Genomic DNA, 14,055 nt, shown 5'->3' on the forward strand with positions numbered 1-14,055 from the left:
TTTACTTAAATTTTAAACGTGCTTTCAGGCTGATTGTTAAATATCTACCCACAGATTCCGGTCAGTAGTTCCTTGAAGGGGTGAGGACTTCACTATCACCATTGCCTTTTGGATATTTTGATTTCAAAAAAGTTGTGATGTGTTGAGTCAAATTAAGTGCCTCATTGAACTCTTTCGATTCCTGTAGCGCTTCATATAGCGAACGAATTTCTTGTGCTGACAGGTTTGTGAATGTACGCAACTCGGTAATATCTAATCTCCGATTAAACTCATTAGCAGTATGCCGCCATTGATGTAGAAGCGAAAACAACTCCCTATCTTGACGTTCTGCAAAAACATCAGATGCGATCGCGGTTTCCGTCACTGATATAATTAATCGCGGAAAGACTATTGGTCGTCCCGGCTTATGCGAGTTGGGGTTGAAGCGGCTATCAGATAGAATTACCTCATTCGATCTGCACTCATTCAGTAAAGCCCGCAGAAATTCTATCCTCTTTTCGTTCGCTGATGCCCATCGTTCGCCAAAAATCCCGGTAATTGTTGCTAATAATCCCAGACCTGTTAGTATTGGTTCCAAATTTTTTTCATCTCTAGTCCACCAGACGGCAGCTAGAATAAATCCCAGAAGTAGAGGGAAAAACGTGATAAAGGTCACTAGGTTTTTCATACTCGTCTTACATCTTACCGTTTAGACCATATATCATTCGCTACAGAAGAATTATTGTTAATTCCTGAAGAGTCAGGGGCAATTAAAATTAAATCCATGCCAAATCCATTCTTTAAACGTGGTTCTAATACTGTGTGTAGCCTATCAACAAGTACCAGGTTACAGTCTGATATAGTTTGATCGATGCCATTAGAAGTATATTTCCGAGTCAGATATAAACGAATCGTATCTTGGTCTTCAAAATTCATTACTGATCGGTCAGGTAACATGACTTCAATTTTATTTCCAGTTAGATTGCGATAGAGAATTTTTATCAAAATTCCTCTATCAGTTTCTACGGTACCATCAAAAAACACACTATCTAAGTCGATATGTAAGTCAGTATTTTGCAGCAATGCACTGGTGACAAACTCTTTAAACGATCTAGTTTTTGCATATTCTTTCGCTGCATTTTGTGCCGCTTCTTCGCTTAATTCCTCAGTGATAGCTACTTCTAAGAGTAGCCTATCTTCACGTCGCATTAGCTTAGAAATAGTTCGCAACAGTTCTGTATCTTGTTGAAAATTAGCTAATGTGTTCCCTAGGAGCGAAAATAGCACAGGACTGTTATTGATAACTCTATCTAGTAGTTTTCGTAACTCGTCAACATTTCTCTCAATTGAAAAGTCAACTTGAATTGGCAGCACAAGGCTACCCTGCAATTGCGCTCCTCTCGTTGCCCGTTGTACACCTAACCTTAACATCTCCGAACTCATATCAACTGGAAAGTAGAGGAGATCGGGATTTGCGTTAAACAATAAACTTAAAATGTGTTGGTCTTTTTCACCCGTGCCAACGCCCAAACTTACATAATGATATTTCTGATCTTTGATATTATTCGCATTAATTTGATGCCATCGATATCTAAAAGACTCTATACTCTCTTTCATCACAAGATAGAATCGATCGTTACAGGCATGATCCCAGGCGATCGTTGGGCCTATTCCCCAATAGGAAAAACCTGACAAAATCTCTTTTCCATCGCCTGTCGCAGAAAATTCTCCTCTCAATTCCTGCGTGAGTTCTGCAAGTTTGTTAGATTGATCTTCCCCTATAAAGCAGAGAGTCCACCCTAAGCCGGGTTCATTGATGGAATTCTCCAGTAGCTTCACAAAATTTAAAGATCCCATGTTGAGCCTCGTTTCTTGAGCAGTTTATTTGATAAATCTGGCACAGGTGTCTAGAAGCGATCGCGTATTCATTAATACTGTAAAGCATTATGTGTTAAGCTGCTCAGGGTTAACAAGAAGCCAAGGGTAGAGTCTGTCAAGGGTTTACGACCTTATAAACCCGGATTCACATCAGGGAGTGCGTTCGGTTTCGGGATTTGGGCATCTAACTAAGTACTTTTGTCATGGCTTTCCACTTTTACAAAGCGTTATTATCTAAAGAATGCAGGCAATTACTAGATTTCAATTTATTGCAAAAATTTACTGGTTATTCTCGATATTGATAACTTATAATAGTTGTGTTTTTGGTTACAATATAACTTTAAATTAGTGGATTTTACCAAATAAAAGTTCCTGTTCAAGGTTGCAGAAAAACTTATTTGGTCTAATAGCGTAGTAATGCTGAAAATAATGCAGCCATTGCTAACAAGTATTTAAACAAAGCTATTAACCAGACTTTGTTTATATAATTATAAGAGTTTTGAACTAGTGTAAAAACAAGTAAATTGAGGATGAAATAATGAAATTCGGAATTGATAGCGGGCACAATTGTCCACCAGATACAGGAGCTAGAGGAATCAAAGTTGAGGATAATTTAACTCTAGATGTAGGTAATAGAGTTATAGCCAAGTTAAGAGCTTTAGGAAATGAAGTCGTAGTATGTAAACCAAGTAGTGCTAGTACAGTACGTGAATCACTCTCAAAAAGATGTTCTACAGCTAATGCGAGTAAAGTAGATATTTACGTCTCGATTCATTTTAACTCTTTTAACGGGCAAGCTAATGGCACAGAAGTATTTGCAACTAGCGATACAGGTAGAAAAATCGCTAAACCTGTATTAGATGAAATCGTCAAGTTAGGATTTTTTAATCGCGGTGTTAAGAGTGGTTCCCACTTGTTTGTTCTAAAAAATACGGATATGCCTGCTATCTTGGTAGAAGGTTGCTTTGTCGATTCGCAAAAAGATATGAATCTTTTTAATCCTGAAGCAATGGCTAATGCAATTGTCAAAGGCTTAACTGGTAAAGTGCCAAGTGTTCCTGTTAACCCTGTACCAGATGAAGAAGATAATGTAGATACCACGATTCTCAGACTGCAAAAAGCCTTAAATCGACTAAAAATAACTGATAAAAATGGTAAGGCGTTAGTGGAAGATGGCTTCACAGGGGCTAACACCAAATCTGCTGTAGAAAAATTTCAGACTATTATTGGGGTTCAGTCGACTGGAATTGCTAACGAAGCTACATGGAATGCCATAAATCAAATTTTGGCAAAACGAATACTTAGACCAAACCATGCTGGTAATGCAGTTGTCAGATACTTACAATACCGTTTAGGTGTTGATAATGATGGTGTCTACGGCCCGCAAACAGAGGTTGTAGTTAAGAACTTTCAAAAGCAAAATGGTTTAGATGCTGATGGAATTATCGGGCCTGCTAGTTGGCAGAAATTAATTGGTTAGGCTGATGGGGACTAGAGACTAGTGCCGCAAGGCGGAAGTCAAAAGTCAAAAGTCAAAAGTCAAAATGAATACAGCATAAGCGTTTTATTGATTTGGAATGGTGAGGCAGTCCGGTCTTCTCCCAAAGGGAGAGGCTAGCACCAAGGGGGTTCCCCCCATGAGGAACTGCCGAACCCGAAGGGGTGGTTTATTTACGCCGTGTTGTACTAGAGACTGGGGTAGTAGGAGTACTGAGTAAAGAAGTTGGGAATCTGACTTCTTTACTCAGAATCCCCAGAGAGTTAGGGTCAATCGTCTCTCTTACACAGTATTTCTGTATCTGGAATAACACCGTATCGAATTAGATAAGCTTTAATTTCTCGTAGTTGATTGTCTATGTCTTGGATTTGGTCTTCAAGGTCTTCAAATCCAAGGGTTATATTTTTTGAAATATCTAGCTGATTGCGAATAAGGTGATTAAAATCACGCTCTGAGTTCAGTGCTTTTTCAGCAGCAGCTACAGCGATTTGAGTAGCTTGTTGTCTCTCATCTCAGCAATGGGAAATTGACTAATTAAAATTTACCCTGAAAACTCTAAACTATTGAGAGGTTGTTCAAATCCCTCAATAGTTTAGAGTGAAGAATAATGGCAGATTGGCAAGAAATAACAGGTGGTATCACAGCACCAAGGGGGTATCAGGCGGCGGGAATTACCGCAGGATTAAAACCTTCGGGGTTGCCAGATTTAGCTTTGATATTCTCAGAGGTGGAAGCGATCGCAGCGGGTGTGTTCACCACCAACCAAGTGAAAGCTGCCTGCGTAGAATATTGTCGCCAACGCTTGCAAGCCAAACAAAGCGCTCGTGCCATCCTCTGCAACGCTGGACAAGCAAACGCCGCTACAGGAACTCAAGGCTACCTTGATACCCTAGAATCTGCTATGGCAATAGCCCAAGCTCTAAACATCTCGTCTGAATCTGTATTATTGGCTTCCACTGGTGTGATTGGTCAAAGAATTAAGATGGATGCTTTGCGAAGCGGGATTCCCAAGGTAGTAGCAGCACTATCAGAAACAGGATCAGATGCGGCCGCCGGGGCGATTATCACTACAGACTTGGTAACAAAATCTATTGCCCTAGAGACAACTATAGGCGACCGCTCGGTACGAATTGGCGGCATTGCCAAAGGTTCCGGGATGATTCACCCCAATATGGCAACCATGCTGGCATTTGTGACTTGTGATGCTGTGGTTTCGCCTCACCTTTGGCAACAGATGTTAGCAAGGGCAGCTGATCGAAGCTTTAATTCCATTACTGTGGATGGTGATACCAGCACCAACGACAGCTTGATTGCCTTGGCAAATGGTCAATCTCGCACCCCAGCAATTACAGAATTGGGTGCAGAAGCAGAGAAATTAGAGGCGATGTTAACAGCAGTTTGCCAGCATTTAGCCAAAGCGATCGCTCGTGATGGTGAAGGTGCAACCTGTCTCATTGAAGTGGAAGTGACAGGGGCCTATGATGAAATTTCAGCTCGACAAATAGCTAAAACCATCGCTGGTTCATCCTTAGTTAAATCTGCAATCTTTGGACGCGATCCAAATTGGGGACGCATCGCCGCCGCCGCCGGACGTGCAGGTGTACCCTTTGAGCAAGAAAACCTGCAAATTAAGCTGGGGGATTTCTTAATGTTAGAAAATGGACAACCTCTACAATTTGACCGAGCAGCAGCAAGTGCTTATTTGAAAAAAGCATCGGTGGGTGCTTATCTGCAACAGGATACGGTGTTAATTTCCGTTAATATTGGCAATGGTTATGGTGTGAGTAAGGCTTGGGGTTGTGATTTGAGTTATGACTACGTGAAGATTAACGCCGAATACACTACGTGAACTACTCCCAATTGTTTGCGCTGTAGAGACGCGATGAATCGCATCTTTACCTAAGGATGTGTTGCAATCATTAATTGAATTGGTATCAGAATAGTCTTACAGTTTCTCATGCTGTGGCTGGACGGGGGAAAATGGCTAAGAAGCATATAGAACTTAGAAGGAAAAGGTACTTCAAGCTAAGTTCACAAATCGCTCAGTTGGATAATGCACAATTGCGTTCTCTGTTTGACAATAGTGAGTCGAATGAATCTAGCACGGGTTGGGGGATAAATCACACCATCGTCCTTGGGGAATCTAAGGTCTTTGTGAAACGTGTTCCAGTTACAAACATTGAATTTGACAACCTGTTCTCCACCAGAAACCTTTATAACCTGCCGACTTACTGTAATTACGGCTTCGGTTCCACTGGTTTTGGGGTCTTCCGGGAACTTGTTACCCATATTAAGACAACCAACTGGGTATTGTCAGGGGTAATTGCCACCTTCCCACTGATGTACCATTATCGGATTATTCCCTTGGACGGGCGGCGTGCGGATGTTGATAGGTCGCGTCTAAAAGATTATGTGGAGTACTGGGGGAATAGTGCCAACGCCGGGAATTATATGCTAGATAGAGCAAACGCCAACTATGAGTTGGTTCTGTTTCTAGAGTACATACCGCATATTCTGGAAACATGGCTACAGGAAAACCCCAACAAACTTCAAAAACCCCTGGATGACTTACGTACGACGATTACCTTTTTGAGAAGGAAGGGAATCATCCATTTTGACGCACATTTTCGCAACATCCTCACCGACGGGAAGCAGACATATTTGACCGATTTTGGTTTGGTACTTGACAAGAGTTTTACATTGACTAAAGATGAAGAGTCTTTTTTTAAGCAAAACACATTTTATGATTACGGAGAAGTCTTGCGGAATCTTGGTCATCTTATTCGAGCATCGTATGATTTATGTTCCGAGAATGATAAACGCAGGATTATGGAAAAATATGGCATAAAAGAAGGCTTAAAACCTTATGAACTGCGCTCTATATTACTTGACAATATCGAGCAGATACATGCTGATGGAGTCATGAAGTTAGACGAGTTGTATGTTGCCAGCATCGTCAAATACCGCAGCATCATTGCGCTGATGCAAGACTTCTTTTCTGATATGTGGCCAAATAACAACAAGGACACGAAACTTCGTCACACAGAACTACGGCTGCTGCTTAAAGAGACGGGGTTTATTTCTAGTGTTGGAAACAGCAGATAGTTGCGATCGCTGGATAAGAAATACATCTATTTGGGGTATTTGCTTAAGCCTCCAACTTCCCTAACCTTACCATCTCACTCTCATCGCAGTGCGCGATTAAGTTATAGAGATAACATAATAGTTGTTATTTATAACAACTATTATATGACTGACAAATTACTACTAAAATGAAGTTATAAAAGAAGGAAGTAAAAACTAAATGGTTCTTTGTTCTTTGATTTCTACACCCGAAATCTTAAACTATCAGCATTCGCGCAGCGTTTCTAAGAGTTGTGGAAAGGCTGGGTTGGGCAAGTTCAACTAAGGCAGTTAAATTCGCTGCGACGGGCGCGCCGGATTTAACTGTCTTCTCGGTTCAATTTTGGAGATACTTATTAGCTAATGCTTTTTCATGCCGCAAATGTGCAACGCCGCAGATAAAGAGCTTTCTTTTTAGACAAATATCAAGTCATTAACAATATTGAAACTATTATTGAGAGATGCAATCACCTCATCAGTCTCAAAGTTAAATTGACCATTGCCATTGCCTACTAGAGCAATAAAGTTACTCGAACCTTGGCTAAAGAAGGAATAGTCACTTCTTTTCCCGGCTAGTTGAATTTTGTCTTCACCAGAGACAAAATCTTTGATGATAGCTAAGTCTTCGAAACCAGAATTGCGATAAAGAACATTGCCCTTTTCTCCCAAAACAAATGTATCCTGAGCAGCACCTCCGGATAAAGTATCTCGACCGCCGAAACCATTGATTATATTATTTAACTTGTTACCAATAATTGTGTCGTTTTGTTTTGTACCAATGACATTGACAAAATTTTTGACAGTGCCAACGCTATTAACAACCCCTGAAATACTAACGCCAGTCAACGATTCCTTAGATAAGTCAACATTTACAGAAACAGGACTTTCTAGACTTGAAGCATTAATGGTATTGGCGAAACCAACATCTCCTATAATTATCTCAATTACAGTTGGAACGACTTCCCGATCAGTGCCGAGATTTCCTTTTTCGATGCGATCAGGGAATAAAGTAATTGCTTGACCCAAACCAGTGTAATCAAGCGTATCAATGCCATCTCCTCCATCATAAATGTCATTGCCAGCGCTACCGCCTAAGAAATCATTACCACTGCCACCGATGAGTATGTTATTTAGTTCGTTACCAATAATTGTGTCATTTTGATTGCTACCAATGACATTGACAAAGTTTTTAATGGTAATTGCCCCAGGAACATCAAAAATATCAAATTTTTCTGCACCCAAGTCGATTAAAGATGCTAAATCTGTACCAGAGATATCGATAACATTTATAAAACCTGGATCAGCAATGATGATCTCTGTACTAGGAGGCTCTGAAGGTCGATCGCTACCAAGACCACCACCCTTTTCTGTACGATCAGCAAAAAGAGTAATTACTTGACCTAAACCAGTGTAATCAAGCGTATCAATGCCATCCCCACCACTGACAATGTCATTACCAGCACTGCCAAATATTACGTCATCTCCCTTTTCTCCAAACAGGTTATCATTTCCACTGCCACCAAACAGGTTATCGTTTCCACTGCCGCCAAACAGGTTATCGTTTCCACTGCCGCCAAACAGGTTATCATTTCCTTCGTCACCGTATAGGTTATCATTGCCGTCATAACCGAACAGATTATCATCGCCCTTGCGACCAAGCAGATTATCATTTCCACTACCGCCCAACAGGTTGTCAGAAAAAGGAGTACCAATTTGTGTGCTCATGATTTATTTTCTCGTTTGATTTACTCAAAATTTAATTTAGCTACGATTAACTTGCGTTGGCAAAGACCCAATCCAACTCCCACAGATCCCAATACGGTTCTGTTAAGGTTTAAACAGTGCTGATAGTATAAGGTTTTCGATGTCATTTATACAACCAACCAAATCACAAAAATCGTATACAATAAGCGCCATGTCCTATGTGCAGTTTACAGAACGTTGTTTGGGGTCGCACCGTTGGAGAATCAACAAGTCAGTGGGTATATTTCCGTGCTATGGGACTGGGTGGGGAGAAGGTGAAAAGTTACAAGCACATAAAGAATATCAACGTTTTGAGTTACAACGATTGGGTCAATCAATTCAAATATAAGTTGCAACAAACACTCCACCAGTGGATTGACCTCGCAGGAGCAAAAGCCGACCATCTCTTACGTTCTTTGCGCGATAAAGCTAATCAATGGTGGTATTTCCTTAACTACCCTGAAGTTCCTCCTGATAACAATCAGGCTGAACGCTCCCTTCGTTTGGCTGTGACAAAACGCTCATGTTAGTGGTGGCTCTCGTTTGATGGAGAGATTTAAACACACTGCCCATTTATTAACAGTGGTGCAAACTTGTCGTCGTCAAGGCAGAACTGTGATTGATTTTTTTGCACAAGCACTGCTAGCTAATTCTAATAATTATCTGTCTCGCCCATCTCTGCTTCCTAAATATTAGGCCTGAATCCTTACGTAAAAACAGTGAATCATAAAGCAAACATAATAGTCTTTATAAATAAGAGTTGATATATTAAAAATTATTCCTACAGTTAAGGATAATAGATAAATTTTTCCTTATACATCCAATCTAATATTTGTTTAATAATTCTGACTCCAAGTTGACAATTTCAGCTTCAAAGGCTGTAAACTGATTTCAACAAGGTGAATGATACCTCTGCATCACCCTAGAAAAGCAGAGCCAATAATTTAACCTAGTTTTTATATAGCTAGCTATTTCATTAATGAAATGGCTGCGATCGCTTGGTCAAATATAGCTTGATTAATCATTACTAACGCAAAAAATACAAGGTTTTTTGCCTAAATTGTCATAGCTATAAAAAATAACATTTACGTTTTCAGGAGATATTTATGACAGAATTTTTTAATCAAATTTCTCGCCGCAAATTCATCTTCACAGCCGGAGCATCTGCGGGTGCTGTATTGCTCAAAGGCTGTTTGGGTAATCCTCCTGAAAACCTTACTGGTGGAAGCACTCAAGCACAACCAACTGCTCAGTTAGTTGCTAATATTAGTCCCGAACAAACACCAGAAACTACTACAGTCAAGTTAGGATATATTCCGATTGTAGAAGCGGCTCCTTTAATTATTGCTAAAGAAAAAGGCTTTTTTGCAAAGTATGGGATGACTAATGTTGACCTTTCCAAACAAGCTTCTTGGGGTGCAGCTAGAGACAACGTAGAAATTGGTTCTGCTGGTGGTGGGATAGATGGCGGTCAATGGCAGATGCCAATGCCACATTTAATTACAGAAGGTTTAATTACCAAAGGTAATCAAAAAATTCCCATGTATGTATTATGTCAGTTAATTACGCATGGAAATGGAATTGCGATCGCAAACAAGCACCAAGGCAAAGGTATTAGTTTACAACTCGCCAGCGCTAAGTCTTTGTTTAAGGAATTAAAATCTTCAACCCCCTTCACAGCTGCATTCACCTTTCCTCACGTCAATCAAGATTTATGGATTCGCTACTGGTTAGCAGCAGGCGGCTTAGACCCAGATGCAGATGTCAAATTGCTCACAGTACCTGCGGCGCAAACTGTAGCTAACATGAAAACAGGAACAATGGATGCCTTTAGTACAGGCGACCCCTGGCCATATCGTCTAGTTCAAGACAAAATTGGTTACGTAGCAGCATTAACCGCAGAAATTTGGAAGAATCATCCTGAAGAATACCTCGCTATCAGAGGCGATTGGGTTGATAAAAATCCCAAGGCTACCAAAGCAATTTTAAAAGGAATTATGGAAGCCCAACAATGGCTAGATAATTTTGATAACCGCAAAGAAGCGGCTCAAATTTTGGCTGGACGAAATTATTTCAATCTTTCTTCACCAGAAATCTTGGCTGATCCATACCAAGGCAAATATGACATGGGTGATGGTCGCAAAATTGATGATAAATCAATGGCCGCTTACTACTGGAAAGATGAAAAAGGTAATGTTTCTTATCCATACAAGAGTCATGATTTATGGTTCATCACTGAAAATGTTCGTTGGGGATTTTTACCAAAAGATTACCTAGATAATAATGCTGCTAAGGCTAAAGAACTGATCAACAAAGTCAACCGCGAAGATATTTGGAAAGAAGCTGCCAAAGAAGCTGGCATTGCTGCTGCTGATATTCCTACAAATACATCTCGTGGTGTAGAAGAGTTTTTTGATGGCATCAAATTTGACCCCGAAAAGCCAGAAGAATATTTGAAGAGTTTGAAAATTAAAAAGGTAAGTGTTTAGTCATTGGTCATTAGTCATTAGTTATTTGCAAATGACAACGGACAAATAACAAATAAAATTTCAGGAGAACAGCATCATGACAATAGCCCAAAAACGTCCTGCAAGTCCTAGATTGAATAATAGCTTCATATCCAGTCTGAAAAAGCAATTTCCTGACCTGATACCACCAACGATCGCCATTGCAATCTTCCTGATTATCTGGCAACTCTTCGCTTGGACTCCGGGAGCCACATTACCAGGCCCAATACAAGTTATCCGAGACACTTGGGTTCTGATTTTCTGGCCCTTTTATGACCGAGGTGGTATTGATAAAGGTTTGTTTTGGCAGATTTTAGCAAGTTTACAACGAGTCGCTATTAGTTATACACTTGCAGCAATTGTGGGTATTGGCTTGGGCATTTTAATTGGTGTTAATAAAACCATGTCCAAGGCTTTAGATCCTCTTTTTCAATTACTGCGGACAGTACCACCTCTAGCTTGGGTGCCGATTTCTTTAGCAGCTTTACGACAAAACGAACCCGCAGCCTTATTCGTAATTTTCATCACCGCCATTTGGCCGATCTTAATTAACACTGCTGTCGGCGTTACCCAAATTCCCCAAGATTACAACAACGTCGCCAAAGTTCTGCAACTTAGCCGCAAAGAATATTTCACTAATATTTTGATTCCGGCGGCATTACCCTACATCTTTACCGGCTTGAGAATTGCGATCGGTTTAGCTTGGTTAGCAATTATCGCCGCCGAAATCGTCATGTCCGGTATTGTCGGAATCGGCTTTTTCATCTGGGATGCCTATCAAAATAACAACGTCAGCGAAGTAATTTTGGCTCTAGTTTATATCGGTGTCGTTGGTTTACTCCTAGATAAAGCAATGGTTTGGCTGCAAAACAAAATTTTACCAGCAGAACAGAAATAGTCATTAGTCATTGGTCATTGGTCATTTATAAAAAACTAAGGACTAGGGACTGTTTTCAAACTCGAAGATTCCCCCTAACCCACGCCAGTCGCTCCACTTGGGGAGACCCCAAGACCGCGCTGGCTCCCCTTAAAAAGGGGGGAAAAGAAACTCTAAAAGCCCCCCTTTACAAGGGGGGTTGGGGGGATCTTCAAAGACTAAGGTGCTTAAAGAGAGGTTTAAAAACACGACCTAATGACTAGATACCAAGAACAAGTGACGAAAGACAAATGACAAAGGACAAAAGACAAAGGACAAAAGACAAAGGATAAATAAGTATGTTCGTAGCTGTCGATCAAATTGAAAAAGTTTTTGAATTAACTGGTGGTGGCAAATATATCGCCCTGAAAGGAATCGACCTCCAAATTAAAAAAGGAGAATTCGTTTCTTTGATTGGTCACTCCGGTTGCGGTAAATCCACTCTATTAAATATGATTGCGGGTTTGGATTTGCCTACTGAAGGTCTTGTCACCTTAGAAGGACAAAAAATCACCAAACCCGGCCCAGACAGGATGGTGGTGTTCCAAAATTATTCGCTATTACCTTGGCGGACAGTAAGAGAAAATATTGCCCTCGCCGTAGACTCGGTAATGAAAGGTTTACCCGCAGGCGATCGCAAAGCCATTGTCGAAAAACATATAAATATGGTGGGTTTGCGTCCCCATGCTGACAAACAACCCGGAATGTTATCAGGTGGACAAAAGCAGCGAGTTGCGATCGCCCGCGCCTTAGCGATTCGTCCCAAATTACTCTTGCTGGATGAACCCTTTGGTGCATTAGATGCACTCACACGCGGCAATTTGCAAGAACAACTGATGCAAATCTGCGAAGAAAATGAAGTTACTGCCGTGATGGTTACACATGATGTTGATGAAGCAGTGCTGTTATCTGACAGAATCGTGATGCTAACCAACGGCCCCGAATCTAAAATCGGCGACATTCTAGAAGTGGATATTCCCAGACCCCGCAAGCGGATGGAAGTAGTAGAACATCCCAGCTACTACAGCTTGCGGAGTGAGATGATTTACTTCCTCAATCAGCAAAAACGGATTAAGAAAATTCGCGCCAGGAAAACTGCCGACATTGCCCGTCATGGGTTGGAAAAAGTTAACCTAGAAATTGGCTTTTTACCTCTGACAGCTTGCGCCCCCTTAGCAGTTGCTAAAGAAAAAGGCTTTTTTGTCAAACATGGTTTAGATGAAGTTAACCTGGTGCGGGAAAGTAGCTGGCGGGGTATAGAAGATGGCATAAGTGGTGGTTATTTAGATGCGGCTCAAATGCCTTCAGGGATGCCGATGTGGCTAACTTTGGGAGGACATAATAACCAACCTCTGCCTGTTGTCACCGCCCTCACCATGACCCGCAACGGTAACGCCATCACCTTAGCAAAACGCTTTTACGACCAAGGTGTGCAAACCTTATCAGATTTCAGAAATCACCTGATTCTCACCCGCGAACAAAGGCATACAATGGGGGTAGTACATCCCGCATCTATGCACAACTTGCTGCTGCGTTACTGGCTAGCAGCTGGAGGAATTGACCCCGACACCGATGTGGACATGAAGACCATTCCCCCAGCGCAGATGGTAGCTGACCTAAAAGCCGGAAGCATTGATGGTTACTGCGTCGGTGAACCTTGGAACTACCGCGCGGCTGTGGAAAATGTCGGCTTTACCATCGCTACCGACTTAGAAGTTTGGCTGGGACACCCCGGTAAAGTTCTTGGTGTGCGGGAAGATTGGGCAGAAAATTATCCAAATACGCATATCGCCTTGACTAAAGCTTTGTTGGAAGCCTGCCAGTATTGTGCAAATCCTGATAATTCCCAAGAAATTCGCCAAATTTTAGCAGGGCGAGAGTACGTCAGCACTGATTTAGAGTACATCCAACTCGAAGATCCAGATAATCTCACTTGTAGCTTAGACCATCCACTGCGAGACTATGCCCATCACCAGTTTTATTCTGAGTCTGCCATTAATCGCCCCAGCCGCACTGAACAAATTTGGATTATGAGTCAATTGGCGCGTTGGGGTGACACTCCCTTCCCCAGAAATTGGGTAGAAGTTGTTGAACGGGTGTGTCAAGTGCGTGTTTTCAGCACCGCCGCACGAGAATTAGGTTTGGATATTAGCTATATTCGCCAACCGATCAAACTGTTCGATGGTACTCCCTTTAACGCCGACGATCCGATTGCCTATCTCAACAGTTTACAGATTAAACGTGATTTTTCAGTCGCGGAAGTTGTTCTTGATGCACCAAGAAGAAAACTCGCATCATAAAAAAATGGTGAGAGAAAGAGGGAGTGGAAGAAGTAAAACAATCACGCACGAGTCTCTGAACTCCATTAATGAGTCTTTGAACTCCATTAATGAGTCTTTGAACTCCATTAA

Annotated in this window: 9 protein-coding genes and 1 pseudogene; 7 read left to right on the forward strand and 3 right to left on the reverse strand. The window is 41.4% G+C overall.

All coding sequences use genetic code 11. From position 1 onward, the window contains the following. Positions 1–61: 61 nt before the first annotated feature. Entirely contained in the window at positions 62–667 is a 606-nt protein-coding gene (locus HWQ58_RS02295; RefSeq protein ID WP_292857199.1) for a hypothetical protein, read from the reverse strand. 14 nt (positions 668–681) lie between these two features. Next, positions 682–1,836 carry an L-histidine N(alpha)-methyltransferase gene (locus HWQ58_RS02300; protein WP_292857201.1) on the reverse strand — a complete coding sequence of 385 codons (1,155 nt, stop codon included), beginning with the start codon at positions 1,834–1,836 and terminating at the stop codon, positions 682–684. Between the two features lie 559 nt (positions 1,837–2,395). Between HWQ58_RS02300 and HWQ58_RS02305 the strand changes: the two genes are divergently transcribed. The 3 genes from HWQ58_RS02305 (at position 2,396) to HWQ58_RS02315 (ending at position 6,460) form a co-directional block, all read left to right on the forward strand. Beyond that, entirely contained in the window at positions 2,396–3,337 is a 942-nt protein-coding gene (locus HWQ58_RS02305) for an N-acetylmuramoyl-L-alanine amidase (protein ID WP_292857203.1), read from the forward strand. 625 nt (positions 3,338–3,962) lie between these two features. After that, on the forward strand, positions 3,963–5,204 hold the full coding sequence (argJ, locus tag HWQ58_RS02310; protein ID WP_292857205.1) for a bifunctional ornithine acetyltransferase/N-acetylglutamate synthase: 1,242 nt from the start codon (positions 3,963–3,965) through the stop codon (positions 5,202–5,204). Positions 5,205–5,335: 131 nt separating this feature from the next. Continuing rightward, positions 5,336–6,460, forward strand: coding sequence for a hypothetical protein (locus HWQ58_RS02315; RefSeq protein WP_292857208.1), 1,125 nt, complete (start codon positions 5,336–5,338; stop codon positions 6,458–6,460). 432 nt (positions 6,461–6,892) lie between these two features. On the opposite strand, the gene HWQ58_RS02320 is transcribed toward HWQ58_RS02315, so the two are convergent. After that, on the reverse strand, positions 6,893–8,203 hold the full coding sequence (locus HWQ58_RS02320; protein WP_292857210.1) for a calcium-binding protein: 1,311 nt from the start codon (positions 8,201–8,203) through the stop codon (positions 6,893–6,895). Between the two features lie 296 nt (positions 8,204–8,499). Here HWQ58_RS02320 and HWQ58_RS02325 point away from each other — a divergent pair. From HWQ58_RS02325 to HWQ58_RS02340, 4 genes and pseudogenes are all read left to right on the forward strand, one after another. Continuing rightward, positions 8,500–8,917 (forward strand): annotated as a pseudogene (locus HWQ58_RS02325) (transposase); the annotation flags it as partial. A gap of 410 nt (positions 8,918–9,327) precedes the next feature. Next, positions 9,328–10,710: a CmpA/NrtA family ABC transporter substrate-binding protein gene (locus HWQ58_RS02330; protein ID WP_292857213.1), complete on the forward strand. Its 1,383-nt coding sequence runs from the start codon at positions 9,328–9,330 to the stop codon at positions 10,708–10,710. Between the two features lie 76 nt (positions 10,711–10,786). Beyond that, positions 10,787–11,626, forward strand: coding sequence for a nitrate ABC transporter permease (gene ntrB, locus HWQ58_RS02335; protein ID WP_292857216.1), 840 nt, complete (start codon positions 10,787–10,789; stop codon positions 11,624–11,626). Between the two features lie 311 nt (positions 11,627–11,937). Further along, positions 11,938–13,944, forward strand: coding sequence for a nitrate ABC transporter ATP-binding protein (locus tag HWQ58_RS02340; RefSeq protein WP_292857219.1), 2,007 nt, complete (start codon positions 11,938–11,940; stop codon positions 13,942–13,944). The last annotated feature ends 111 nt before the right edge of the window (positions 13,945–14,055 follow it).

Source organism: Nostoc sp. LPT (assembly GCF_017115165.1).
GTDB lineage: Bacteria > Cyanobacteriota > Cyanobacteriia > Cyanobacteriales > Nostocaceae > Nostoc.